This is a genomic window from Promicromonospora sukumoe 327MFSha3.1 (assembly GCF_000385135.1).
Taxonomy (GTDB): Bacteria; Actinomycetota; Actinomycetes; order Actinomycetales; family Cellulomonadaceae; genus Promicromonospora; species Promicromonospora sukumoe_B.
On the sequence record NZ_ARQM01000010.1, the window covers coordinates 2116212 to 2141660 of the forward strand.

Sequence of the window (25449 nt, forward strand, 5' to 3'; positions counted from 1 at the left end):
CAGACGCACGCGGGCCCTCATGCCTGCTTCTCCGCCTCGCTCTTGAGTGCCTGCAGCCAGATCTCCAGACCGCCCCCGAGCATGCCCGCGACGGCCTCGTGGTCCGGTCCCTCGAGCGCATCCAGGATCTCGGCGTCCCAGGACTCCTCCGTGTGCACGAGCGTGCCCTCGTCCGTCGCGGTGAACGTCCACAGGTGGACGCCCTGGTCGATCGTGATCGACTCCCCGACGGCGGGGCCCTGCCAGAGGACGCACACGCCGGGTTCCAGCTCCTGCACGCCGGACGTGATCGACAGCGTGTCCGCAGGGGCGAAGTCCGACTCGGGAACGGGCGTGGTCCAGCGGAACCGCGAGTCGGACGCGAGGTCGCCCGCGTCGAGGCGCTCGACGGTCAGGACCGCGTCCTGCCACTCGTCCCAGGACTCGACGTCGGTCTGCACGTCCCAGACGTGGTCGAGCGGGGCGTCGATCAGGATGTCGGTCGAGCTGGTGATGGCGGCCGAGTCGTCGATGCCCTGCCCGGCACACTCCTGGCCGGCGGCCGGCGCCTCGGCGTCCGCCGCCGGAGCTGACGCGCTCGCGGGGGCGTCGGGTTCGGTGTCGTGGTCCTGCGGCCCGGAGCACCCGGCGGCAACGAGAGCCGTCCCGATCACGGTGGCGAGCGCGGCGACGGTGCGGGATGCGTGGCGGGGCGTGCTGGAGACGGTCATGTCAGTCCTCGGTTCGGGTGGTGGTGCTTCGAGCGGTGCGGATCCGGGCAGCGGGTACGTCAGCCGTGGTCGTGCCGTGCGGCGACGACGCCGACGTCCTGGCCCTCCTCGAGGACGACGAACTGGCCCATCATCCCGTCGTCCTCGTGCTGCAGCAGGTGGCAGTGGTACATGTAGGGCACGTCCGGGTCGGTGTGGTCGCTGAACCGCATCGCCAGCCGGTAGCCGCTCCCCTGGGCCAGCAGCACGGTGTCCTTCCAGCCGCGCAGGTGGGGTGGGGGTACGGCGCCGTCGACGGTGAGCACCTGGAACTGGACGTCGTGGACGTGGAAGTTGTGGATGTACCCGTTGTCGTTGGTGACCTCCCACACCTCGACGGTGCCTTCGCGGACGCCGAAGTCGATGCGGTCCATCGCCATGGACCGGCCGTTGATCTGGTCCGACGCGAGCACGAAGGAGCGCTCGGCCGCCACGTCGGCGTCGGCCAGGTCGGGCGCCGCGCCCAGCGCCGCCGGCAGCGTGGTCTCGTCGGCGAGCGTGTCGGCGGCGCGGAACCGGCAGATGTCCAGCCGGTCGGCGAAGCCGTCGAGCCGCCCGGACGCGCCGCCGTAGTCCGGCGACGGGTACGAGCGCAGGTCGACGGTCTCGCCGGGCTCGAACGCCACGACGATCTCCGCACGCTCACCCGGCGAGAGGTACAGCCGGTTCGTCTCCCACGGCGCGGCCAGCAGGCCGCCGTCCGTGCCGATCAACGCGAAGGAGCGGTCGTCGGAGAAGCCGAAGTTGTACAGGCGCGCGTTGGAGCCGTTGAGCAACCGCAGCCGGACGAGCCGGGTGGTGACGTCGAAGTACGGTCCGATGGTGCCGTTGACGAGGATCTCGTCGCCGATCACGCCGAGCGAGCCCGCCAGCGGGATGCGCTCCGTGAACTGGTTGTCGCCGTCGAACGCCCGGTCCTGGACGATCATCGGCACGTCGTCGACGCCGTACGTGGCGGGCAGGCCCAGTGCGTCGGCCTCGTCGTCGTCGACGATGAACAGGCCGGTCAGGCCCCGGTAGGTGTGGTCCGCCGTCGCACCGTGCACGTGCGGGTGGTACCAGAGCGTGGCCGCCGGCTGGTCGACGGTCCACCGCGGCGTCCAGGTCTCCCCGGCTGCCACGGGCTGGTGCGGCCCGCCGTCCATGGCCGCGGGCAGGTGCATGCCGTGCCAGTGCAGGGAGGTCTCCCGGTCCAGGCCGTTGTGCACGGCGAGCTCCACGCTCTCACCGCGGCGGGCGCGGATCGTCGGGGCGAGGTAGGTGCCGTTGACACCCCAGGTGCGGGTGGGCGTCCCGTCCTTGAACTGGGTCTCACCGGCCTGGACGCCGAGCGCGAAGCTCAGCGCCCCCGCGGCTCCGGCCGCGGCCTCGGCAACAGGCGGGATCAGGAGCGGGGTGTCGAGGTCGATCTTTCCCGCGGTGTCCCGCCGGGCGGCCGCGTAGTAGATCCCCAGTCCGCCTCCGCCGAGGGCGAGCGCCCCGCCGAGGCCGACTCCGAGGATCTTGAGGACGGTGCGTCGTTCCATGGGAGGAACTTCTCGTATCGGCCCAGGTCATCGCGTCGGTAGGAACTACGTAGGTACCCGGTCGGCCTCAGTCGGACGTCGTGCCGCCGACCAGGTCGGCGCGGTCCCGCAGCTGCCTGCGCGAGCTGATCCCGAGCTTGCGGAAGATGTTGCGCAGGTGCGCCTCGACGGTGCGGGGGCTGAGGTAGAGCCGGGCGGCCACCTCGTTCGACGTCGCGCCGGTCGCGACGAGCCGCGCGATGTGCAGCTCCTGCGGCGTGAGCTCGTCCCGGCTGTGGCCCGACCGGCTGCGCGCCGTCTCGCCGGTGGCGCGCAGCTCGTCGGCCGTGCGCCGGGCGAACGCCTCGATGCCCGCCCCCGAGAACAGCTCGTGCGCGGTCCGCAGGTGCGGCCGGCAGTCACGCCTGCGGCCCTCCCGCCGCAGCCACTCGCCGTACAGCAGGTGGGCCCGTCCCCGGTACGGCAGCAGGGGGCTGTCGGCGAGGAGGTCGACGGCCTCCCGGTAGTGCTCCTCGATCCCGGTGACAAGTCCCCTGGCGTAGGCGGCGATGCCCAGGCCGGTGGTGGTCGCGCTCGCCTCGGTCCGCTCGGTCAGGGACTCGAGCGCGTCGACGGCGACGTCGTGCTCGCCGCACCGGACGGCGGCCTCGACCAGCTCGGGCAGGGAGAACCCGGCGATGAAGAGGTCGTCCAGGTCGACGGCGCGGCGCGCCTCGGCCAGCGCGGTGCGGTAGTCGGCCAGGCCGTTGTGGAGGACCGCGCTGGCCCAGTGGACGTTGGCGACGAGCTGGCCCTCGCTGCCCGCCGTGGCGGTCACCGCCTCGAACAGGGCGACCGCCTCGTCACGCCGGCCGCGCATCGCGGCGAGCTGCACCCGGTGGTAGATGATCTGGGGCCCGCCGGTCGCGTCCGCGACGGCCTCCTCCTCGGCGGCGGCCGACGTCGCCCGGTCCAGGTCCCCCGCGAAGGCGGCCGCGGAGGTGACCTGGGCAAGCCCCAGCCGCAGGACGAGCGGCGACCCCGACGCGCGACCGTCCTTGAGCAGCCACTCGACGATCGTCGCGTGCAGGTCGGGGTCCCACAGCTCGGACGCGAGGACGACCGCGAGCGCCGGGTGCCGGGTCCACATCGCTCCGTCCGCGCCGTCGAGGGCCTCGCGCAGCAGTGGTACGCCGGCGCGGTGGCCCTCGGCGGCCAGTACGTTCAGGGCGTCCAGCACGTCGGGTCAGCGGGCGGGCGTCGATGACGCGTGCGCCTCGCGCAGGACGCGGTCCATCATTCCGGTGGCGCGGCCGACCAGGAGGCTCATCTCCAGGGCCTCGAGATAGCTCGCGCGTGATCGTTCGGGGTCGATGGTGGCGAGGCGTGCGGCGGCGCGCAGCATGTGGGCCGGGCCGTCGCCGTCGCCCGTGCGGACGAACGCGATGCGCCCGCGCAGCAGGTCGGCCTCGGCCCGCCCGAGCTCGTCGACGATGGTGCCGTCGGCGGCCGTGAGCAGCCCGGACGCGCGGTCGGCGGCGCCCGCGTCGAGCTGTGCCCGGACCGCGGCCAGGGTTCGTGCGGTGCGCCGGCCGTGGTCCGGCGTCAGCTCCGCGGCGCGTTCGAGGAAGGCCGCGGCTGCCGCTGCGCCCCCGCGGGCCTGGGCCCGCGAGGCGGAGTCCTCCAGGGCGGTGGCGAGGTCGTCGTCGGGCACGGCCGCGGCCTGCGCGCCGTGCCATGCGTGCCGGTCCGGGTCGGTGACGGGGTCCGTGACGTCGGCGAGCAACCGGTGTGCGAGACGCCGCTCGGGCAGACCCGCGGTCTGGTACGCCACGGCTCTCGCCAGCGGGTGGAGGAAGCGGATCCGGGTCCCGAACTCGATCAGGCCGGTGGCGGAGGCGGCTGCTCCGGTGGCCTCCAGGTCGAGGCCGGCCGCCTCGGCGGCGGGCCACAGCAGCGCGGGGTCGCCGGTCGGGTCGGCGGCGGCGATCGTGAGCAGCGTGCGGGCGTCGTCCGGCAGGCGGGCCAGGACCGCGGCGAAACCACGCTCGACGCGGTTCGGGGCCGAGGCGGCGTCGGGCTGGGCGAACCCCCCGGCGCGGGGCAGCGCGAGCAGCGCGAGCGGGTTCCCACGGGCCTCGGTCAGGAGCCGGTCGCGGACCTGCTCGTCGAGCACCTCGTGCGTCTGGGCCGCCAGCAGCGCCCGCGCGTCCGGGTCACCGAGCGGGCCGACGACGAGGTCGGGCAGGCCGTCCAGCGCGGTCGCCTCGTCGGGCAGGCGGACACCGAGGACGATCGCGACCGGCTCGGCGGAGACTCGCCGGGCCAGGAACGCGATCACGCCGGCGGAGTCGGCGTCGAGCCACTGGGCGTCGTCGACCAGGCACACGAGGGGACGCTCGCGGGCTGCGGCCGCGAGCAGCCCCAGTGCGGCCAGTCCGACCTGGAGGACGCCCGGCGCCGCGTCGGCGAGGCCGAACGCTCCGGAGAGCGCCTCGCAGTGCGGGGCGGGGAGGTCGGCGAGATGGTCGAGCAGGGGCAGGCAGAGCTGGTGCAGGGCCGCGAACGGGAGGTCGGCCTCCAGCTGCGCGCCGGAGACGCGGACCACGCGGTGTCCGGCGGCCGCGCCTTCGACGTGATCGAGCAGCGTGGTCTTGCCGATACCCGCTTCGCCCCGGAGCACGAGCGCCCCGCCCCGGCCCTCGCGTGCTGCGGCGGTCAGCTCGGCCAGGCGCCGCGCCTCCGGCTCGCGGCCGAACAGCTGACGCGCGGGTGTCGCGGGCGTTCGCATGGGGCGTAGGTTAGCGAGCGCCACCCGTGCCACACAGCCGCGGCTCGTCCCGGGCCGAGGCCGTCCTGGCGGCCGTTCAGGCCGGCGACACGTACCCCGTGGACCTCACGCCGGGCGGCGCCGTCCGGCGCACGTTCCACCCGTCGAGGTCCGGGGCGACCCACCCGTCGGCACCCCGTGGCACGGGCAGCACCGCGGGAACGGTGACGCGGTCCATCTGCAGCGTGCCCTCGATGCGCGGCGCCGCGGTGCCACCCGGACCGGCGCCGGCCTCCCAGCGCACCGTGATGCCCTGCGCCGCGAGGGCCGCCTCGTCGATCACGGCGAGCACGAGCGGCTCGGAGGCGTCGCCGTAGACGTCGCGCAGCACCGCCGGCAGGGCCTCCGCCGTGGTGGCGTGCAGGTACCCGGTGTCGTCGAACAGCGTGCTGCGGGTCGCGACGTCGTACTCCCCGAACCGCTCGCACGCCTCCCAGTCGTCGCTGAACGCCACGTGCAGCAGTCGTTCCTCGGCCATCGACCGTCCTCCGTATCCATGAGATCGCCTTCAATGAAACGGCAACGTATCATTACTGCCGTGAGGATCGACGACGACGAGACCGACGCCACAGAGCCCGACACCACAGAGCCCGACAACACAGTGCCCGGCGCAGCACGCACCGCCGGCGGAGAACCGCGGCGCGGCCCCGGCCGCCCTCGCCGCGAGGACGTCGACGCCCGCCGGGCGGAGATCATCGAGGCCGCCGTCCGCCTGTTCGCGGAGCGCGGGTTCGCGGGCACCACCATCGAGGCGGTGGCGCTCGCCGTGGGCGCGACCAAGCGGACCGTCTACCGCCACTTCACGGACAAGACGGGGCTGTTCTTCGCCGCGGTGGAGCGGCTGCACGCCCACGAGCGGCCCGCGGTCCACGACGGCGCGGACCTGGAGGAGCTCGCCACCCGGATGGTGCACATCCTGCACGGGGACGACGCCGTGACGCTGCACCGGCTGGTCATCGCCGAGTCGCGCCAGCTCCCGCAGCTCGCGGCCATGTTCTACGAGCGGGGCCCGGCCCGGTCGATCGAGGTGCTCGCCGCGAGCCTCGCGCCCCAGGGCGACGCCACGCGCGCGACCGCGGAGGCCCTCTACACGCTCCTGCTCGGCGAACCGCACCGGAAGCGCCTGCTCGGGCTCACCCCTGCGCCGTCCCGCACGGAAGCACGCGCCCACGCGCGCCGCGCCCTCGGCGTCGTACTCACGTGTCAGACCCACAGGTCACCCAAGTGATCTGTGGGTCTGACACGTGCGCTAGGCGGTGGCCACCAGGTCGTTCATCGCGCGCAGCACCAGCCGGTCCGCGAAGTCGGACACCACGGCGTCGGCCGCCCCGCGGACGACGATCCGCGTGCTCTCGCCGGGGAGCAGGGTGACGAGCGCGTCGTCGGCCTCGGCGTCGGGAGCGAGCCGGTCGACCAGCAGCGTGGCGTCCCGGACCAGGGTGCGCGCCGTGAGCCGCACGGACCAGCCGTCGTCGGTCCGGCTCGCGTCCACATCGACCTCCGCCGGGGCGAGCTTCGAGTCGCGCGCCTCGGTGGGGAACCAGTGGCTGACGGCGTCGCCGAGGCGCGCCACGACGAGCTCCGCCGCGGGGTCGCCCGCCACGGCAACGGCCGCGTCGAGCACCACGCGCTCTGCCGACCGGGGCGCGACGGCGAGCTCCACGGTCGCGGTGGCGAGCACCGTCCCGTCGAACGCCCGGCGCTCCACCTGGACCGAGCCGGACCACTCGCCGGCGGTGTCGTTGACGGCGGCCAGCACCAGGCCGCCGCCGTCGGGCTGCAGGGTGAGCAGCCGCTCCGCGTGGGCGTGGCGCAGGGCGTGCAGCAGCGGCTTGCGCCGCTCGTCGCCGTCGACAGCGGCCCAGGAGGTGACGGGCCAGCAGTCGTTGAGCTGCCAGACGATCGTGCCGGTGTTGTGCGGCGTCAGCGAGCGCCACCACTCGATCGCGGTGCGGACGGCCACGGCCTGGTTGAGCGACATGGCCCAGTGCCACTCGGCCATGTCGTTCGGCAGCGGCAGGTGGGCGGTGAGGCCGAGCGTGAGCTTGCCGTTCCCGTCGTTGGCCTTCTGGTGCACGATCATCCCCGGCGACTCGGGGGTCAGCGGGTCGTCGGAGACCGAGCGCGTCAGCGTCGACCAGGTGGGCGGTCCCTGCCAGCCGAACTCGGCGACGAACCGCGGGCGGTACTCGCGGTAGTGCGGCCAGTCGCGGGTGTTCCAGAGGTCCCAGACGTGGACGGTGCCGTGCGCCGGGTCGTTCTGGTAGGCGTCCCGGTCGGGCGAGAACGGGCTGCCGGGGGTGTAGGGCACGTGCGGCGCGAGCTCGGCGACCAGGGACGGGAACAGGTCGTAGTAGTAGCCGGCGCCCCAGGTGCGGCCCTCCAGCTTCTCCTGCCAGTGCCAGTCCTGGTGGCCCCAGACGTTCTCGTTGTTGCCGTTGAGCACGACGAGCGACGGGTGGGCGGCCAGGCGCACGATCGCCTCGCGCGCCTCGGCCTCGAACTCGGACCAGAGCGGCTCGTCCTCGGCGTAGGCGGCGCACGCGGTAAGGAAGTCCTGCCAGGTGAGGATGCCGCGCTCGTCGCACTCGGCGTAGAAGTCCTCGGACTCGTAGATGCCGCCGCCCCAGACGCGCACGAGGTTGATGCCTGCGAACTCGGCCTGGGCGAGGCGGCGCGCGTACCGGGCGCGGTCCACGCGGTGCGGGAACGCGTCGTCGGGGATCCAGTTGGCGCCGCGGATCAGGATCGGTTCGCCGTTGACGACGATCGCGAAGCCGGTGCCGTCCGCGTCGGGTTCCAGCCGGACGACGGCGGAGCGGAACCCGACGCGCCGGGTCTGCGCGTCGCTGACACCGCTGTCGCCGGTGCCGTCGGCGTCGTCGCCGCCGTCGACCAGCTCCACGACCAGGTCGTAGAGCGGCTGCTCGCCGTGACCCCGCGGCCACCAGAGGCGCGCGTCGGGCACCGCCAGGTCGAGCGCGGCCACGCCGTCCGCCACCACGGCGGTGGCCTCGGCTCCCGCGACCCGGACCCGCACGCGGGCGCCGTCCCCGGACCCGGCGACGCGCGCCGTCACCCGCGCCCGCGGCACGCCGTCGACGACGTCACCGGCGACCCGGAGCTCGCCGAGGCGCGCGCCGGACCAGCTCTCCAGCGTCACGGGGCGCCAGATGCCGGAGGTGGCGGTCTCGATGCCCCAGTCCCAGCCGAAGCTGCACGCCATCTTGCGGATCGCGTTGTACGGGTGCCGGTTGGTGTGCGGCCGGTAGCCGAGGGACAGGCTCGCGGCGTCCGCGTACCGCACCGGCGAGGAGAACTCGACCTCGAGCGTGTTCCCGCCCGGGCGCAGGGCGCTCGCGGCGTCGAGCCGGTACGTGCGGTGCATGTTGCGGAACGCACCGAGCTCGACACCGTTCAGGCGCACCACCGCGACGGTGTCCAGGCCCTCGAGGACGAGCTCGTGGCGGTCGTGGCCGCCGGCCGACCACTCGAAGGTGGTGCGGTAGGTCCAGTCGGTCAGGCCGATCCACTTCTGCGTCGCCTCGTTGTCGTCGAGGTACGGGTCGGGGATCAGCCCGGCGGCCAGCAGGTCCGTGTGCACGCTGCCGGGCACGGTGGCCGCGACCGGGCCGGCCGCGCGGACGGCGTCGGGCACGGGTCCGTGACCGGGTTCGACGGTCCAGCCGTCGTGGAGCAGGCGTCGTTCGACCGTCATGCGGAGAGGTCCCTTCGGCAGATCAGCGCTGATTCGATGCGGACGATACCGAAGCGCACGGCGCGGTAGGGTCCGGGGCCATGACGACGACGCCGCTGGTCGACGAGGTGGACTGGGCACGGCTGTTCCACGCCTACGGGGTCACGTCCGACACGCCGGGGCACCTGCGCGGCCTCGTCTCCGCCGACGACGCCGCGTTCGGCGCGGGCCTCGACCACCTGTACGGCGCCGTGCTGCACCAGGGGACGGTCTATCCCGCGACGGCGCCCGCGCTGCGGGTCGTGGCCGGGCTGCTGGGTGACCCCGTGCTGCGCCGTCGCGACGGGGACGGGCGGTCGCGGCTGGCCGCGCTGCTGGGCTGGATCGACGCCGTGGGCGACAGCGCGTCCTGGCACGAGGACTCCGGCGAGCTGGACGCCGTCGAACCCACGGCCGCGGAGATCGAAGCCTTCTACCGCGCGATGGCGGCGGACGACGAGTCGGTGTGGGAGTCCGAGCTCAGCGAGTACCTGTGGGCCCGGTCGATCACCGGGCTCCCCGCGGCGTGCGGCGCCGCGCTGGCCCCGGTCTCGCCGCTCCTGTCCGACGACGACGGGGCCGTGCGGCTCGCGGCCCTCGACGCCTTCGTCCGCCTCGCGGCGGTCCAGCCGGACCCGGTGGACCGGGCGGCGTCGGCCGCACCGCTGGCCGCCGCCCTGGACGCCGCCTCCGGGCGGGACGAGCGCGCCGTGCTCGTCCTGGGCCTGGGCGACCTCGGCGCGGACACCACCCGCTGGCTGTCCGACGACGACCCCGCGATCCGCGCCTGCGCCGCGCTGCCACTGACGGGCTCCGCCGTGGCGACCGCCGTGCTCGTCGAGGCGCTGCACGACCCGCTCGCGGCGGACGAGTGGTTCACCCGCCGCCCGTCGCGGTTCGGCATGCGCGTCCACTTCGACCTGATGGCGAACCTGCTGACGCGGGACGTCGGGCTCGCCGAGATCCTGCCCGCGTGCCTGCCCGTGATCCGGGTCGCCCAGGGCAAGCTGTGGTCGGACATGACCTGGGGCCCGATCCTGCTCCGGGCGTTCCCCGGCGTGGAGTTCCGGCCGGGTGTCCGCCCGGACCCGCCGCGGGACCTGGACGAGTCGCAGCGGGCGGTGCTGCGCGAGCTGGTCGCCAACGACGCCCTCTGGGACGGCGGCGACGGCAACGCGGACCTGGCGCGGATGCGCGTCGGGCTGCCCGACGACCGCGCCGCGGCGGCCCGCCTCGCGACCTGAGGCGAGATGCCCCCGCAGGGCGGGGCCCGCTCAGCCGCGCACGCCTCCCCAGGTGACGAGCTGGACGGCCAGTACGCCGAGGATCGCCAGGCCGCAGAGCGCCCACACCGCAGCGACGACCGACCGCCGGCCGACGGTCAGCAGGAGGAACGTCACCGCGCTGTAGCCGACCGAGAGCACGACCGCCGAGACGAAGGCCGGTGTGAACCGGGCGTCAGGCCCGCACCCGGGCGGTGCCGGATAGATCAGCGGGCACACCGTGCCGACGGCGGACGGGCGGGCGAGCGCCCAGATGTCCAGGAGCGCCCAGACCACGATCGCCGCCGCGACAGCCAGCTCGACGGCGAGCACCAGGAAACCGAGGGCGGCACTACGGCGGCGGTCGCTGGTCTCGACTTCTCCCACGAACCGGAGGATATCGACGGCGCACGCGGCGGCGCCACGGAAACGCAGCGAACCGGGCGAGTAAATGCAACCCTGGGGTTGCATGTCTCCGAGAATGGTGTCAGGCTCTTGTGCAACCACAGAGTTGCATATACTCGGAGGTCCTGATGTCTGATCGACGGAGTCGTACCGAAGGAAGTCGTTCCCGAGTGACGATCGCCCTGAGCGTGCTGTTCCTCGGGACGTTCGTGATGGGGTGTGCCGAGGTGCTCGTCGCGGGCATGCTCGATCTGATGGCCGCGGACCTCGACGTCCCCCTGTCCGCGGTGGGCGCGCTCGTGTCCGCGAACGCGATCGGGATCGCGATCGGCGGACCGCTGCTGACGTTCCTGACCGCCCGGCTCGACCGGCGGCCGGTGCTGCTCACCGCGCTGGCCGTGTTCACGGCGCTCAACCTGCTGCCCGCCCTCGGCGCCGGCCTGGAGGCCTTCGTCGCCGCCCGGGTCGTGATCGGCGCCGTGGAGGGTCTGTTCATCGCCGCCGCGATCACCACGGCGACCTCGATCGTGCCCCGGGACCGCACCGGCCGGGCGATGGCGGTCGTGATCTCCGGGTTCGCCGTCTCCGGCGCGGTGGGGATGCCGCTGGGCCGGCTGCTCGGCGAGGCCGTGGGGTGGCGCGCGTCGTTCCTCGTCGTCGTCCTGGCAGCCGCAGGCGCCCTCCTGGTCGCCCTGCTCGTCGTGCCCCGCGTACCTGCCGAGCCCGGGGTCCGGATGCTGGGTCAGCTGCGGTTCGCGCTCGCACCGCGCGTGCTGGCGGTGCTCGCGGTGGGCGTCCTGCTGTTCGCCGGCTCCTCGGCGGCGCAGACCTACCTCGTCCCCTTCCTGGGCGACGTCGCCGGGGTCTCCGGACCGTGGATCGGGGCGTGCCTGCTGGGCTTCGGGCTCGCGGCCACGGTCGGCTCGTTCGCGGGCGGCAGGTTCGCCGACGCCGGCGCCGCGCGCGCCCTGATCCTCGGCGCCGTCGGCGTGGCGGCCTCGCTCGCCGGGCTCGCCCTCTGGGGCGCGAACCCCGCCGTCGCGGTGGTCGCGCTGCTCGCCCTCGGCATCTGCGGTGCGGGCATCACGAGCCCCTGGCAGCACCGCGTCGAGCACCTCGCCGGCCCCGGCGCCATCCTCGCGGCCTCCCTGCCCGCATCGGCCGGCAACCTCGGCGACGCCATCGGCGCCTTCGCCGGAGGACGGGCGATCGACGTCGGCGGAGTCCCCGCGGCGATCGTCGTGGCGGCAGTCCTCGCCACGGTGTCCGTCGCCGCCGCGATCGTGACCCGCTCGCTGCGCCCCGCGCTCGCACCGCGGGCGGCCGCGCCCGGGGAACCCGAGCCCGCCACCGCCTCCTGACCACCGACACCACCGACCACCGACAAGAGAGAGACGGGAACACTCATGGAGAACACGCAGAACCCCCAGGCAGTGATCGACACCGACACCTTCACCGTGCGACGCACGATCCAGATCGGCGCACCCATGGAGAAGGTCTGGCGCACCGTCACCGAACCCGAGCTGATCTCGCAGTGGTTCGGCCAGGTGACGCTCACCGGTTCCGGGGCCGGCGCCCTCGGGACGATCGGCTGGCCGGGCGAGCGCCGGGTACCGATCCGGGTCGAGACCTTCGAGCCTCCGCGGGAGGTCTCCTACCGCTGGTGCAACGAGGAGGGCCCGCTCCCGGACACCGTCGACGAGGAGCGCTCGACGGTCTTCACCTTCACCCTCGAGGCGGCCGACGGCGGCACCCGGCTCACCGTCGTCGAGACCGGCTTCGAGCACACCGGCGACCCGACGGGGCTCATGACCGACCACCGCGGCGGCTGGGACGGGGAGCTCGACAAGCTCGTCGCCCTCCTCGAGGGCCGGGCATGAGCACCGGACCATCGCCGGACGGGACCGTGGTCGCCATGTGCAGCGCACTCGCCGACGAGACCCGGTGGAGCATCCTGACCGCCCTCGGCCAGGGCGACGCCTCGGCGTCCGCCCTGGCCCGGAGCCTGCCCGTCACCCGGCAGGCCATCGCGAAGCATCTCGCGGTGCTCCAGGAGGTGGGCCTGGTGGAGACCGTGCAGGTCGGCCGCGAGGTGCGGTACCGCGTCATCGGGACCGAGCTCAGCGCCGTGGCCCGCCGCCTCGACGCGATCGGCACCGAGTGGGACCGCCGCCTCGCCGCCATCAAGCACATCGCCGAGAGCATCTGACCGCAGCCCCCGGGGACACCACCGCTCCCCGGGGGTCAGCCGCCGTTCGACTGCCGGGTGCCCTCGGCCAGCGCGTCGAACCGGTAGACGAACCCGCCCGCGGGGCCGCTCACCGTCACGTAGGCGTCCGTGGTCCCCGGCCGGATCGCGATGTTTGTCGCGGACTGCAGGCCGTCGTCCTCCGCGGGGACCGAGACGGTGGTCAGGTGCGTGCCGTCGGGGCCGTACACCCGGACCTCCGGGCGGCCGTGCATGCCCTGGTAGACGTTCCCGGCGGCGTCGACGGCGTTCGAGTCCGTCTGGGCGACGCCGCCGTCGACCTGGATCGCGGCGTGCCCCGAGACGACCGCCTTCCGGTCCTGGTCGAGGACCAGCCGGTCGATGCGGTTGGCGTCGAGGTGGCTGACCCAGAGCGCGTCGCCGCCGACGTCGAACGAGATCCCGTTCGGGTTCGGCTGGTCGTCCGCCAGCACGGTCACCCGGCCCGTGCCGCCGTCGACCCGCAGCACCCGGCCTGCCGGTTCCCCGCTCGGGTAGGGCGTGTACGCGGAGTCGGTGACGAACATGTTCCCCGCCTCGTCGAACGCGAGGTCGTCGGGGTGCATGGCGCGGCCCTTGACCCGGCCCTCCGCGACGGTCCGCGGGTCGTCGCCGTCGGGCGTGATGCTGACGACCCGCCCGCCCGCGTAGTCGGTGAGGTAGAGCCGCCCGTCCACGGGGCCGAACTGCGCGGAGGTATAGGCACCGGTGTCGTCGGTGAACACCTCGTCGACCTCCCGCGTGTCGAGATCGACCGACATGACCTTGGGCTCACCGGCCGGGGCCGTCACGTCGACCAGGAAGAGCCGGCCGTCCTCGCCGAACGTGGGCCCCTCCAGCAGGGTCATCCCGGTCGCCTCGTGCACCGAGGTCACCTGGAGCACGCGTTCGGCGGTGACCGCTCGATCGTCGGGCACGGAGGCCGCCGAACCCGAGGCTGCCGGCCCCGAGGCACAGCCGGCCACGGTGGCCAGCACGCAGAGACCTAGGACGACGCCGCCCGCGCGGACGGCGTGTGGGTTCGTCGGACAGCGCATGGCAAGGCCTCTCGTCGGCGGACGGCGGACGTCCCCGCCGCCCGCCCATCAAAACGTACATCTGCGTACGTTTTCAACCTGATCGCTCTCCCCGATCGCCCGACCGCTCGATCTCGCCGATCGCCGCCACCTTCGGCGCGGAGGCCGACGTCGGGTCGAACGTGTACCCGAGCCACTCCCGCGCCAGGCGGCGGGCCAGCTCGATGCCCACCACGCGCTGGCCGAAGCACAGCACCTGGGCGTCGTTGGACAGCACGGAGCGCTCGACCGAGAACGAGTCGTGCGCGGTCACCGCCCGGACGCCCGGCACCTTGCTCGCGGAGATCGCGACCCCGAGGCCCGTGCCGCAGACCAGCAGCGCGCGGTCGACCTCCCCCGCCGCGATCAGGCGGCCCGCCACCGCGCCGATGTGGGGGTAGGCGGTGTGCTCGTCGTCCCCCACGCCGACGTCGACCACCGAGGCGACGCGCTCGTCCGCCTCCAGGTCCCGCTTCAGGATCTCCTTGTAGTCGAAGCCGGCGTCGTCCGAGCCGATCACCAGCCGCAGTCCGGTCGTCATCGCGCCTCCTTGGTCGAGCTCACGGGCACGGCGATGCCGACGGCGGCACCCGCCTCGCCCAGCAGCAGGGCGAGCGACGTCGCCCCGGGGTCCGCGACGCCGAGGCTCTTGTCCCCCAGCACGCGCGAGCGGCCGAGCCGGGCCGCGAACTGCGTGGTCGCGGCGGCGCCCTGCTGGGCGGCGCGCACGGCGGCGGGCCACGCGGCACCGGCACCAGTACCGGCGCCGGTGGCCGCCGCCAGCACCTCGACCGCCGGGTCGAGCGCGTCCACCAGCGTCTTGTCGCCCACGCTCGCGCCGCCCACCGACCGGATCTGCGCCCGGGCCGCGCTCATCCCGGCGACCAGGTCGTCGAAGGTGACCGCTGCGTCGGCGGGGAGCGAGTCGGCCAGTGCGAACAGCCCCACGCCCCACAGCGCGCCCGACGTGCCGCCCGCCCGGTCGGCCCAGGCGTCGGCCGCGCGGCGCAGCACCGACGGGGCGTCGCCGCCGGCGGCCACAGCGGCGTCGGCCGCCTCGACGGCCGCGTCGACCCCGCGCGACATGCCCCGGCCGTGGTCGCCGTCACCGGCGCGCGCGTCCAGGTCGCCGAGCATCTCCTCGGCGTCGTGCAGCGCGGCCTGGGCCCGGTGCAGGATCTGGGCCACCGACCGGGCCGCCGCGATCCCGGTGTCGGTGGTGGCGGGCACGAGCGCGGTGGCGGGCTCGGTGTCCCGCCCGGCGGCGACCTCCTCCGGGACCACGTCCGGCACCGCCCGCCATTCCCCGTGCTGGAAGGCCGGTGTGTCGGCCGGGTCCAGCCACAGCGGTTCCAGTTCGTCGTCCAGCCAGCACACCGTCAGCGAGCACCCGGCCATGTCGAGGCTCGTCACGTACTCCCCCACCAGCGGCGCCACCAGCCGCACGCCGTGCTCCGCGAGCAGGTCGTGCACCCGGTCCCAGAGCACGAACAGCTCCTCGTACTTCACGTTCCCAAGCCCGTTGAGCAGCACGGCGGCGCGCCCATCGGCGTCGGCGGGGCGCTCGGCGAGCACGCGCTCGACGAGCTCGGCGGCCAGCCCGGCCGCCGTCGGCACCGCCTCCTCGCCCACGCCCGGCTCGCCGTGGATGCCCAGGCCCCACCCGACCTGCCCCGCCTCCAGGCTGAACAGCGGGTGGTCCTGCCCCGGGAGCGTGCACCCGCCGAACGCGACGCCGAACGACCGGGTGCGCTCGTTGGCACGGCCGGCCAGCCGGTTCACCTCGGCCAGGTCGGCACCCCGCTCCGCCGCGGCACCGGCCACCTTGAACACGACCAGGTCACCGGCCACGCCCCGGCGTTCCGCCGCCCGGTCGGCCGGGGCGGACGCGACGTCGTCGGTCACCAGGAGGATCGAGACGTCCGTGCCCTGGGCCCGCAGGCGGCTGGCCGCGGCGCCGAAGTTGAGCACGTCGCCCGCGTAGTTGCCGAAGGTGACGAACACTCCCGCGCCGGCGTCCGCGGCGCGGCACACGTCCAGCACCTGGCGGGTCGACGGCGACGTGAACACCTCGCCGCACACGGCGGCGTCGGCCACGCCCGCACCCACCAGCCCGGCGAAGGCCGGGTAGTGCCCCGAACCACCGCCGACGACGACCGCCACCTTGCCCGGGCGGGTGCCCTCCACGCGGGCGATGCCCCCGGGCACGGCGCGCAGCCGGCCGGGATGGGCCTTGACCAGACCACGCAGCGCCTCGGCCGCGAAGTCTTCCGGACGGTTGTGCACGTAGGTCATCGGGTGCCCCTGTTCTCGTGGGTCCGCCCGGCGCCGCGCAGCACCTCGCGGATGTACTCGCGGTTGATGGCGGCGACGCCCAGGCTGTCGGAGCCGTAGTGCTCGCACACGAACACCCCCTCGAACCCCAGCTCCAGGGCCCGCCGGATCACCGCGCGATAGTTCACGACACCCTGGACAAGTGGGGTCGGGTGCGTCGCGTAGGCGCCCGTCGCCGGGTCGAAGTCCCGCGTGTAGTTCTTGATGTGCCAGAAGTTGGTCAGCGGCAGGACCTTCTCGAACATCGCCGGGATGTCCTCGACCGGCCGGTGCAGCCGCACCAGATTGCCCAGGTCCGGGTTGAGACCCACGTTGTCGCGGTCGACGTCGTGCGCGAACCGCACCGCGAGGTCCGCGGTGCCGATGTAGGTGTCCTCGTACATCTCGAGGCTGACCTGCACCCCGACGTCGCGCGCATGGTCCGCGAGCTCCCGGATACGTGCCACGGCCAGGTCGTACGTGTCCCGGTCGTCGACGTCGTCGTGGTGACCGTCGGCCAGCCAGAACCACAGGGCCTGCTCCTGCGCGGGCGTGAGCGCCTGCATGAACCCGAAGCTCACCACCTCGGCCCCGAGCTCCGGGGCCCGGTCGATGATGGCGTGGCCGAGGCGCAGGTGGTCCTCGCCGTACCGGGCGTCGACGACGCTGCGCCGGGTGGTCGACACGGACGGGACCGTCAGCCCGGTCTCCCCCAGTACGCCGAGCAGCTCCGCGAACCGGGCGTCGCTGAGCTCACCGATCGACAGCCAGGCGTCGGTGGGGTCGACGTGCGCGAACCCCAGGTCGGCCACCTGCTGGAGCTGGCCGCGCCACGACTCCGCGGGCGCCTTGAGGTTGGGGGTGCCGTCCGGCGTCGTCGACCCGAAGGACAGCATGTTGGCCGCGACGGGCCAGTTGTCGGCTGTGCGCATGTGATCTCCGTCGATCTGCGGTGCCCTTTGGCACCGGGGTGGTCAGGTGGTCGGTCACGCCTCCGCGGCGCCGTCCAGGATCGCGACGAACGCGTCCACGTCCCACGCGGCCCGGCCGACGAACAGGCCGCTCACGTGGTCCACGGCCAGCAGCTCGTGCATGTTCGCCCGGTCCACCGAGCCGCCGTACAGGACTCCCTGGATCCGCGAGCCCAGCTCGGCGGCGAGCGCCGCGACGACGCCGGCCACGTCGTCGGGCCGTGCTGGTGTGCCGTGCTCCCCGATCGCCCAGACGGGTTCGTACGCCACGAGCACGCTGCTCGCGTCGTCGAGACCCGCGAGCGCCGAGCGAGCCTGTCCGAGCACGTGCTCCACCGACCCGCCCGCCGCCCGCACGGACGCGGGCTCGCCCACGCAGAGCAGCGGGACCAGGCCGTGCCGCAGCACGGCCCGGACCTTGCGGTGCACGACGTCGTCGGTGTCGCCGAAGTGCTCGCGCCGTTCCGAGTGCCCGATCTCGACGAGGCGCGCGCCGGCGTCGGCGACCTGGGGTACCGAGACCTCGCCGGTCCAGGCCCCACTGTCGGCCCAGTGCGCGTTCTGCGCGCCGAGCAGCACCCCGGCCGACAGCGGCAGGGCGTCGCGGACCGTGGTGAGCGCCGTCGCGGGCGGGATCAGGAAGGGCTGGAGGCCCGTCCACCGCCCGGGGCGTGCGGCGTCGGTGAGCGCCGTGGCGTACCGGCGGGCTTCGGCCAGCGACTTGGTCATCTTCCAGCTCGTGCCGATCCAGCGGGTGCCGGGCGGGGGCATGGCGTCTCTCCTTTCCGTGAGGTGGCGTGCGGGCAGCCGTGGGCGCGGTCAATGCATGTGCAGCCCGCCGTCGACGTTGAGGGTCTGGCCGGTGATGTAGCCGGACTCCGGGCCCACCAGGAAGCTGATGGCCGCGGCGATGTCGTCCGTGGTGCCGACCCGGTCCACGACGAGGTCGGTCACGAGCTCGGCCTTGCGTTCCTCGCTGAGGGTGCCGCCCATGATGTCGGTGTCGATCGGTCCGGGGGCGATCGCGTTGGCGGTGATCCCGTGCTCGCCGAGCTCGCGCGCCAGGGAGCGGGCGAGGCCGATGACGCCGGCCTTCGCCACGGAGTACGGCGTGCGGCTGTAGGTCCCGCCGCCGCGCTGGGCCGACACGGACGACAGGCACACGACGCGCCCTACGCCGGCCTGGACCATCGCGGGCACGACCGCCTGGGTGACGTGGTGCACGCCGTGCAGGTTGATGCGCAGCACGCGCTCCCACTCGGCGTCGTCGAGCTCGAGGTACGGCGTCGGGGAGCTGACGCCGGCGACGTTCGCGAGCGCGACGACCGGCGGCAGCGCGGCAGTCAGCTCCGCGATGGCCACGCGGACGGCGTCGGCGTCGCCGACGTCGGCGCCGACCCCCGCGGCCCGGACGCCGTAGGTCCTGGTCAGCTCCTCGGCGAGGTCCTTGACCGCCGCGCCGTCGATGTCGAGCACCCCGACGGACCAGCCGTCCCGGGCCAGCCGGTGGGCCGCGGCGCGGCCGATGCCCCGCAGGGAGGCCGCGCCCGTGACGATCGCCGTTCGCTCGGCGGGAAATGCGTGCATCGTGTGCTCTCCTGTCAGTCGGTGTAGCTCGGTGGCATGCGGTGCCGGCAGGCCGCTCAGTAGGCGTAGTCGACGCCGCGCTGCCAGTCGGTGAACGCCCAGTCGTCCCGCGACACCTTCGCCCCCGCGCCGGCGGCCTTGTCGATCGCCTGGTCGAGGTTCTGGTTGGCGGTGTCGCTGAGCTTGACGAGCTCGCCCCGCAGGTCGGTGACGTCGCCGCCCAGGTAGCCCTGGATGATGTCCCCGAGGTGGGGCGCGGCCGGCATCATGAAGGCGAGGGCCTCGTTCGCGGCGGGGTTGCGCACCTGGGGCTGCGGGGCGCGGAAGACCCGCTTCTTGTAGTCCTCGACCAGCCAGGCGTACGGCTCGATGACGTCGGCGTCGGCCACGACGTCGAGGTTGAGCGGGGGCTGGTCCATCGCCTCGGCGAGGACCGCCTGGTAGTCGTCCTGGGTGAACGACTCGAGAAGCAGGTTCACCTCGTCGGGGTGCTTCGTGTTCCCGGCGACGAACCACACGGGCGCCGGTGCGCCGCGGGTGATGACGAGGTCCTCGCCCTCGGGGGTGAGCTGGCCCGACGTCGCCATCTTGGGCAGGTGCGCCTCGTTGAGCGCCCGCACCCCGCCGGGCGCCCAGGGCCCGTCGACGGCGAAGCCGACGCTGCCCGCCGCCCAGCGGCCGCGCGCGTCGGGCACCTGGAAGGAGTTGGTGCCGGGCAGCAGCCAGCCGTTGTCCGAGATCTCCTTGAGCAGCTCGATGACGTTCACGTACGCGTCGTCCTCGTAGGCGTACTCGCCGGTGTCGTACCGCAGCCCCTGCCAGCCGGGGAATCCCCCGGACTGCGCCAGGTCGTCGGCCTGGTCGCGCATGCGCTCGCTCGCCCCGAGGGCCAGGGTCAGGGGCGCGAAGCGGCCGTCGTCGGCGATGGCCTTCAGGGCCGTGCGGAACTCGTCGTAGCTGCGCGGCGGCTCGAAGCCGACGGACTCGGCGATCTCGGAGTTGTACCAGGTGCAGGCCCAGTACTGGCGGTCGGACATGACCGGCAGGCCGTACACCACGCCGTCGAGCATGCTGATGCCCTCGACGAGGGTGCCCTCGGGCAGGCGCGCCAGCGCCTCGTCGGACAGCTCGATCGGGCTGACCCAGCCGGAGTCGACCAGGGCGGGCAGCGGCAGGCCGACGATGTTGGAGTAGACGTCCGGGAGCTGCTTGGACTGGTTGGCGAGCTGGAGCGCCTCGACCGCCCGGCCCGGCTCGTTGTAGGTGTACTCGACGGGCAGGCCGAGCTTCTTGGCCTGCTCGGCCGCCCAGATCTTGTGCTGGTCCTGCAGGCCGCCGAAGTGGTCCCACCAGCGGATGCCCGCACCCGCCCCGGGGGCGGTGCCGCTGCCGCCGCACGCGGCGAGCAGCCCCGCGAGCGCACCCACCCCGACTCCGCCGACGAAGGTGCGACGCGATATCTCAAGCCTCGATAGATCGAGCATGCCAGTCTCCTCTTTGAGAACGACGATCGGGTGGGGTGGCCTACGCCTTGACGGCGCCGGCGATGCCTTCGACGAAGTACTTCTGCATGAAGACGAACAGGACGACGACGGGCAGGATCGAGATCACGCCGGCGGCGGCCATGGCTGCCCAGTCGGTCGAGTTCTCGCCCACGAACGCCTGCATGCCGACGCTGACCGTGCGCAGGTCGGGGTTGGTGGACGAGAAGACCAGGGGCAGGAAGAAGGCGTTCCAGGTGGCCAGGAACGTCAGGATCCCGACGGTGGCGGTGACGGGCATCGACAGCGGGAGCATGATCCGCAGGAACACCCGGAGGAACCCCGCGCCGTCGACGATCGCGGCCTCCTCGAGGTCGGCGGGCATCCGGCGGAAGTACCCGGCGTAGATGAGGATCGCCGCGACGTTGGACGCCCCGCCGAGGGCGAGGATCATGCCGGCCAGGGAGTTGAGCAGCCCGAGCTCGAGGGACACCTTGACGATCGGGATGATCGTGTAACCGGTGGGCACGAACAGGGTCGCGACGAAGATCCCGATGATCAGGCGCGAGCCGGGGAACCGGTAGCGCCCGATGACGTACCCCGCCAGCGCGCACCGCACGATGACGATCGCCGTGGTCACGACGGTGACGATCACGGTGTTGAGCAGGTAGTGCCCGAACCCGCCCTCGGTCCACGCCCGGCCGTAGTTCTCCCACGCGAACGTCTCGGGGATCAGGCCGAGGCCGCCCGCGAAGATCTCGCCGGAGCTCTTCAGCGACGCGGACACCATCCAGAGGAACGGGAAGACCCAGAGGAACGCGACCGCGGCCAGCACGAGGGCGACGAGCCACCAGCCGCGGCGGCGCGGACGGTGGGATGTGGCGAGGGTGCTCATGCTCGTCCCTTCTCGGTGCCCTGCGACCGGAGCCGCTGCGAGGTGAGCGTCGCCCAGGCCTGCAGGGCGACGACGACGAGCACGAGCACGCCGAACAGCACCGCGGCCGCCGAGGCGAAACCGAGCTGCGGGATCGAGGCCGCGAACGCCCACCGGTAGATGTAGATCTCGATGATCTCGGTGCTGTAGAACGGGCCGCCGGCCGTCATCGTCTGCATGAGGTCGAAGGCGTGGAAGCAGTCCTCGATGGTCAGCACCGTGATGATCAGCAGGAACGGCAGCAGCATCGGCAGGGTGATGTGGCGGAAGATCCGCGCGCCGCCGGCGCCGTCGACCCGGGCGGCGTCGTAGACGTCCTGCGGGATCGTCTGGAGCGCGGCCAGCCAGTAGATCATCGTGATGCCGAAGAACTTCCACACGTACACCAGCGCGGTGGTGACCAGCGCCGTGGCGGAATCGCCGAGCAGGTCGACGGGCGGCAGGCCGAACAGCCCGACCACGGCCGCGACGGGTCCCGCGCCCGGGTCGAGGATGAACCGCATGACGACGCCGATGATCGCCGTCGTGGTCACGACCGGCAGGAAGTAGACGGTGCGGAAGAACCTGGCGAACGGCAGCCGCGGGGAGTTCAGCAGGATCGCCAGGAAGAAGGCCCCGAAGATACGTAGGGGCGCGACGACCAGCATGAACAGCAGGGTGATGCGGACCGACGACCAGAACAGCGGGTCGGCCAGCACCGCCTCGTAGTTGCTGACGCCCACGAACCGCTGCTCGGCGCTGAAGCCGTTCCACTCGACGAACGAGTACCAGTAGCTCGCGACGATCGGGTAGATCGTGTAGACGCCGTACAGGACGAACGTCGGCATCAGGAACGCGTAGATCCAGAGGTTGCGGCGTCGTGGCCGCGTCTGACTCGCCATCGAGCACTCCGTCGTGTCGGGGTCGTGTCGGGTGGTGGAACGGGTTCGGTCAGCGGATCTGGCTGATCGAGAAGGTCCGCGGGTCCCCGCCGATGCGCTGGCCGGTGTCCAGCGCGTCGACGGCGGCCACGTGCTCCGCGGTGAGGGCGACACCCTCGAGCGACGCGTTGGTCCGCATGCGGGCCGCCGACACCGACTTCGGGATCACGACGTGCCCCTTGTCGAGGTGCCAGCGCAGGATCACCTGCGCGGGCGTCACGCCGAGCTCGTCGGCGATAGCGGTGACGCTCGGGTGGCCCAGGTCGGCCCCCTGGCCCAGCGGCGAGTACGCCTCGACGGCGATCCCGTGGGCCCGGCACGCGGCCGCGACGTCGGCCTGCTGGAACGTGGGGTGCAGCTCGATCTGGTTGATCGCGGGCATCTCGTCCGCGAACCCGGCCAGCTCGTCGAGGTGCTCCACGAGAAAGTTGGACACGCCCACCGCCGCGACCCGGCGCTCGGCCCGCAGCCGCTCCAGCGCGCGCCAGCTGTCCTGCCACAGCCCGGCCGACGGGTTGGGCCAGTGGATGAGGTAGAGGTCCAGGGCGTCCAGGCCCAGCCGCTCGCACGTGTCGTCGTACGCGCGCAGCGTGCTTTCCAGGCCCTGGTCGCCGTTGCGGAGCTTGGAGGTGACGAACAGCTCCTCGCGGGGCAGGCCCGAGGCGCGGAGCGCGGCGCCCACGCCCCGCTCGTTCACGTAGGCCGCCGCCGTGTCGATGTGCCGGTAGCCCACCTCGAGCGCCTGCTCCACCACGGCCTGCGCCTCGTCGGCCGGCACCTGGAAGACGCCGAGGCCCACCTGCGGGACGGCGACGCCGTCCCGCAGGCTGACCGTGCGGGCGAAGGACTCGCTCATCGGACCGGCTCCAGCACGAGCAGCGAGACCGCCGGCAGCGGCAGGCACACGGTCAGCTCCAGGGCCGACGACGTCGCCTCCACGCGCCGCGCGGGCTCCAGCTCCTCGACGCCCTGCCGGGCCTTGACCGCCGCGAGCTGCTCGTCGGTGGGCACCTGCGGGGAGCCCTGCGCCACCCAGGCCGTGTGCGAGTTGCTGTGGTCGACGTCGATCCGGTGGTGGCTGAGCGTGTACGCGCCGGCGTCCAGGCCGGTCACGTCGAGTGTGACGGTCGCCTCGTCGTCGTCCCGCTGGTACTGGTCGTCCGTGTGCCGCCACACGAGCACCGCGATGGTGCCCGACGCCGACCGCGAGGCCAGGGCGTCGACCTCCTCCGGCATGCTCCGGCCCTCGGCCTGGTCGAGGAGCGTGACGGGGTGCGCGGCGTCCGAGACGGCGTCGATCCGGCGCTCGCCGAGCCTGCCGAGCAGCCGGTAGGCGTTCAGGAGCGGCTTCTCGACGCCGCCCGCCGTGAGGAACGCCCGCGTGCCCTCGAAGTACCGCTCCCCCTCGAAGTAGAAGCTCCAGGAGGTGGCCTGCTCGACCTGGACGGCCTCGGTCTCGTTGAGGTCGAGGATCTTCTTCATCAGCTTGACCTGGAACACCGGGTAGTACTCGGTGTTCTGGAACTGGAAGTTGGCGTTGTCGTAGACGCTGTAGTGCGCGGGGACGCCCGCGTCGCACTCGTCCACGATGGCCGGCAGCCCGTGGTACTCCTCGAACTCCGCGATCACCCGCAGCATCCGGCGGATCTCGAAGAGCATCTTGTGCGCCGAGGGGTTCTGCTGCTCGGGCGCGGGGCCCCCGGTGGGGCCGTAGACGCGCCACGGCGTGAACGCCGAGCCCTTGGTGTGGAACGACACGAAGTCGAGCGGGTCCTGCTGGTCGCGCGTGTGCTGGAGGAAGCCGCGCAGGAACTCGTCGCCGGAGCCCGTCACCGCCGGCCCGCCGACCTTGGCGTCCGGCAGCACGCTGCGGACCGCCCGGGCCGTGACCGAGTAGAGCTCGTAGAACTCCTGCGGCGTGCCGCGCCAGTAGAAGATGTCGGGCTCGTTCCACAGCTCCCAGAGCCAGGTGTTCACCTCATCCTCGCCGTACCGCTCCAGGCAGTGCCGCGCGTGGGCGGCGACGAGCTCGCCCCAGCGGCCGTAGTCCTTGGGCGGGTAGGACCAGGCGCCGGCCTCGTAGTTGCTGTAGACGGTGGGGCTCGGCACCACCTCGAGCTCGGCCGCGGCGTCGGGCAGCATGTCGCGCGGCGTGAACGCCAGCTCGACCAGCACGTGGTGCCCGGCCTCGACGATGGCGTCGTACACCTGGTCGACGATGGTGAAGTCGTAGCTCGGGACGCCGTCCGCGTCCTCGTGGTAGACGTTCCCGTTGCCCCAGTGCGGGATGCCGAAGCCGGTACCGGAGCAGAACACGTAGTGCGGGCGCACGTGGTAGCCGCGGTCCGTCACCTCACCGAAGCTCTGCAGCAGCCGGCGGCCGGTCGGGGTATAGGTCCAGTTGATCTCGTCGTAGCCGATGCTCTCCCAGATCCGGGCCAGCGCTCCCCGGTCCTTCCCGCCGTCGACCCGGACCCGGGCCTGCCGCACGTGCGGCGCGCTCGGGTCGCTGGGTGCCGAGCGCGGAAATGCCACGTCGACGCCGATACCAGGGTTGATGTTCACGCTCGAGCTCACGTTCACCCACGCCTCTCAGGTTCCCGGTGGCCGGTGGGCCACGTCGTCCTCGTCGACGACCGGTGACCGACGCTAGGGCGTGCTGCGGTAGATTGTCAACAACTAACAATTAACCGATCGCGCGACGAGCAAGCGATGGAACGATAGAGACGTGACGACAGGAGAGCCCCAGATGAATCCGCTCGGGACGGCACCGCGGCCCACCCTCGCCGACTACGTGGTGGGCGTGATCCGAGAACAGATCGCCACCGGGAAGCTCCGCCCGGGCGAGCACCTGCGCGAGTCCGAGCTCGCCTCCGCCCTCGACGTGAGCCGCGGACCGATCCGCGAGGCGCTCGCCACCCTCGAGGCCGAGGGCCAGGTCGAGATCCGCCGGCACCGCGGCGCGTTCGTCAGCGTCCTGACCCAGAAGGACGTCGACGAGGTGCACAGCCTGCGCGCCGCCATCGAGGCCCTGGCCGCGGAGCGGGCGGCGACTCGGCTGACGAGCGACCACCTCGCCGAGATGGACCGCATCCTGGAGGCCATGCGGGCGAGCTCCGGCTCCATCCAGCCGCAGGAGGCCGTCCGCCTGGACCTGGCCTTCCACGACGTCATCTACGACGCCGCCGACCACGCGCGGCTACGCCGGGTGTGGACCTCGCTGCGCAGCCAGGTGGCGTTCTTCCTGCACACGCGCAACGCCAACTTCCCGGACTTCCCCACCGTCGGGTTCGCGGAGCACCAGGAGCTGCGGACGGTGCTCAGCGAGGGCGATCCCGCCCGGGCCCGGGCGGCCGTCGAGGAGCACATGGCGGGCTCCTACGTGCGGCTGCGCCAGCTGGAGCTGCCGTCGGACTCGGACGGAGGCGTCGAGGTCTGAGGTGGGGTGTCGAC

At 73.1% G+C, this 25449-nt stretch carries 24 protein-coding genes; 6 read left to right on the forward strand and 18 right to left on the reverse strand.

Annotation, left to right across the window (positions count from 1 at the left end):
• Positions 1–17: 17 nt before the first annotated feature.
• The 5 genes from H291_RS0113245 to H291_RS0113265 all read right to left on the reverse strand — a co-directional run bounded on the left by H291_RS0113245 (position 18) and on the right by H291_RS0113265 (position 5562).
• Complete coding sequence (locus tag H291_RS0113245; protein WP_020015485.1) at positions 18–710, reverse strand: SRPBCC family protein; 693 nt, start codon at positions 708–710, stop codon at positions 18–20.
• 59 nt (positions 711–769) lie between these two features.
• Complete coding sequence (locus tag H291_RS0113250; RefSeq protein WP_020015486.1) at positions 770–2275, reverse strand: multicopper oxidase family protein; 1506 nt, start codon at positions 2273–2275, stop codon at positions 770–772.
• A gap of 67 nt (positions 2276–2342) precedes the next feature.
• Positions 2343–3494, reverse strand: coding sequence for a helix-turn-helix transcriptional regulator (locus H291_RS34185; RefSeq protein WP_020015487.1), 1152 nt, complete (start codon positions 3492–3494; stop codon positions 2343–2345).
• A 6-nt stretch (positions 3495–3500) separates the two neighbouring features.
• Positions 3501–5045: an AAA family ATPase gene (locus tag H291_RS34190; RefSeq protein WP_020015488.1), complete on the reverse strand. Its 1545-nt coding sequence runs from the start codon at positions 5043–5045 to the stop codon at positions 3501–3503.
• Positions 5046–5121: 76 nt separating this feature from the next.
• Positions 5122–5562, reverse strand: a complete 441-nt coding sequence (locus H291_RS0113265) for a DUF952 domain-containing protein (protein ID WP_020015489.1) — start codon at positions 5560–5562, stop codon at positions 5122–5124.
• Positions 5563–5622: 60 nt separating this feature from the next.
• Between H291_RS0113265 and H291_RS0113270 the strand changes: the two genes are divergently transcribed.
• On the forward strand, positions 5623–6312 hold the full coding sequence (locus H291_RS0113270; RefSeq protein WP_020015490.1) for a TetR/AcrR family transcriptional regulator: 690 nt from the start codon (positions 5623–5625) through the stop codon (positions 6310–6312).
• 21 nt (positions 6313–6333) lie between these two features.
• Here H291_RS0113270 and H291_RS0113275 read toward each other — a convergent pair whose 3' ends face one another.
• On the reverse strand, positions 6334–8802 hold the full coding sequence (locus H291_RS0113275) for a glycoside hydrolase family 2 protein (RefSeq protein ID WP_020015491.1): 2469 nt from the start codon (positions 8800–8802) through the stop codon (positions 6334–6336).
• Positions 8803–8882: 80 nt separating this feature from the next.
• Here H291_RS0113275 and H291_RS29995 point away from each other — a divergent pair, with 80 nt between their 5' ends.
• Positions 8883–10064: a hypothetical protein gene (locus tag H291_RS29995; RefSeq protein ID WP_020015492.1), complete on the forward strand. Its 1182-nt coding sequence runs from the start codon at positions 8883–8885 to the stop codon at positions 10062–10064.
• Positions 10065–10094: 30 nt separating this feature from the next.
• Here the strand turns inward: H291_RS29995 and H291_RS0113285 are convergent, their stop codons facing one another.
• Positions 10095–10469 carry a hypothetical protein gene (locus H291_RS0113285; RefSeq protein ID WP_157236849.1) on the reverse strand — a complete coding sequence of 125 codons (375 nt, stop codon included), beginning with the start codon at positions 10467–10469 and terminating at the stop codon, positions 10095–10097.
• Between the two features lie 188 nt (positions 10470–10657).
• Here H291_RS0113285 and H291_RS0113290 point away from each other — a divergent pair, with 188 nt between their 5' ends.
• Genes H291_RS0113290 through H291_RS0113300 form a run of 3 tightly spaced genes read left to right on the forward strand, consistent with a single transcriptional unit; the run spans position 10658 to position 12696 of the window.
• Positions 10658–11848: an MFS transporter gene (locus H291_RS0113290; protein ID WP_020015494.1), complete on the forward strand. Its 1191-nt coding sequence runs from the start codon at positions 10658–10660 to the stop codon at positions 11846–11848.
• A 45-nt stretch (positions 11849–11893) separates the two neighbouring features.
• Positions 11894–12367: an SRPBCC domain-containing protein gene (locus tag H291_RS0113295; protein ID WP_020015495.1), complete on the forward strand. Its 474-nt coding sequence runs from the start codon at positions 11894–11896 to the stop codon at positions 12365–12367.
• The gene (locus H291_RS0113300) at positions 12364–12696 is read left to right on the forward strand and encodes an ArsR/SmtB family transcription factor (protein WP_020015496.1); all 333 of its coding nucleotides are present in this window, start codon (positions 12364–12366) and stop codon (positions 12694–12696) included. The genes H291_RS0113295 and H291_RS0113300 overlap by 4 nt, the downstream gene beginning before the upstream one ends.
• 35 nt (positions 12697–12731) lie before the next feature.
• Here the strand turns inward: H291_RS0113300 and H291_RS0113305 are convergent, their stop codons facing one another.
• From H291_RS0113305 to H291_RS0113355, 11 genes are all read right to left on the reverse strand, one after another.
• A complete protein-coding gene (locus H291_RS0113305) occupies positions 12732–13652 on the reverse strand; it encodes an SMP-30/gluconolactonase/LRE family protein (protein ID WP_232216039.1) in 921 nt (306 codons plus the stop codon).
• A 193-nt stretch (positions 13653–13845) separates the two neighbouring features.
• Positions 13846–14331 carry a ribose-5-phosphate isomerase gene (locus H291_RS0113310; RefSeq protein ID WP_020015498.1) on the reverse strand — a complete coding sequence of 162 codons (486 nt, stop codon included), beginning with the start codon at positions 14329–14331 and terminating at the stop codon, positions 13846–13848.
• Positions 14328–16085 carry a dihydroxyacetone kinase family protein gene (locus H291_RS0113315; protein WP_020015499.1) on the reverse strand — a complete coding sequence of 586 codons (1758 nt, stop codon included), beginning with the start codon at positions 16083–16085 and terminating at the stop codon, positions 14328–14330. Before H291_RS0113315 ends, H291_RS0113310 begins: the two co-directional genes overlap by 4 nt.
• On the reverse strand, positions 16082–17035 hold the full coding sequence (locus H291_RS0113320; protein ID WP_020015500.1) for a sugar phosphate isomerase/epimerase family protein: 954 nt from the start codon (positions 17033–17035) through the stop codon (positions 16082–16084). Before H291_RS0113320 ends, H291_RS0113315 begins: the two co-directional genes overlap by 4 nt.
• A 54-nt stretch (positions 17036–17089) precedes the next feature.
• Complete coding sequence (locus H291_RS0113325) at positions 17090–17845, reverse strand: triose-phosphate isomerase (RefSeq protein WP_020015501.1); 756 nt, start codon at positions 17843–17845, stop codon at positions 17090–17092.
• Positions 17846–17893: 48 nt separating this feature from the next.
• Positions 17894–18661, reverse strand: coding sequence for an SDR family NAD(P)-dependent oxidoreductase (locus H291_RS0113330; protein WP_020015502.1), 768 nt, complete (start codon positions 18659–18661; stop codon positions 17894–17896).
• A gap of 56 nt (positions 18662–18717) precedes the next feature.
• Positions 18718–20088 carry an ABC transporter substrate-binding protein gene (locus H291_RS0113335; protein ID WP_020015503.1) on the reverse strand — a complete coding sequence of 457 codons (1371 nt, stop codon included), beginning with the start codon at positions 20086–20088 and terminating at the stop codon, positions 18718–18720.
• 97 nt (positions 20089–20185) lie between these two features.
• Positions 20186–21037 carry a carbohydrate ABC transporter permease gene (locus H291_RS0113340; protein WP_020015504.1) on the reverse strand — a complete coding sequence of 284 codons (852 nt, stop codon included), beginning with the start codon at positions 21035–21037 and terminating at the stop codon, positions 20186–20188.
• A complete protein-coding gene (locus tag H291_RS0113345) occupies positions 21034–21957 on the reverse strand; it encodes a carbohydrate ABC transporter permease (protein WP_020015505.1) in 924 nt (307 codons plus the stop codon). The genes H291_RS0113340 and H291_RS0113345 overlap by 4 nt, the downstream gene beginning before the upstream one ends.
• 49 nt (positions 21958–22006) lie before the next feature.
• A complete protein-coding gene (locus H291_RS0113350) occupies positions 22007–22852 on the reverse strand; it encodes an aldo/keto reductase (protein ID WP_020015506.1) in 846 nt (281 codons plus the stop codon).
• Positions 22849–24573, reverse strand: a complete 1725-nt coding sequence (locus H291_RS0113355) for a GH39 family glycosyl hydrolase (protein WP_232216040.1) — start codon at positions 24571–24573, stop codon at positions 22849–22851. Before H291_RS0113355 ends, H291_RS0113350 begins: the two co-directional genes overlap by 4 nt.
• Before the next feature lie 172 nt (positions 24574–24745).
• Between H291_RS0113355 and H291_RS0113360 the strand changes: the two genes are divergently transcribed.
• On the forward strand, positions 24746–25435 hold the full coding sequence (locus H291_RS0113360; protein WP_020015508.1) for a GntR family transcriptional regulator: 690 nt from the start codon (positions 24746–24748) through the stop codon (positions 25433–25435).
• Positions 25436–25449 lie beyond the last annotated feature (14 nt).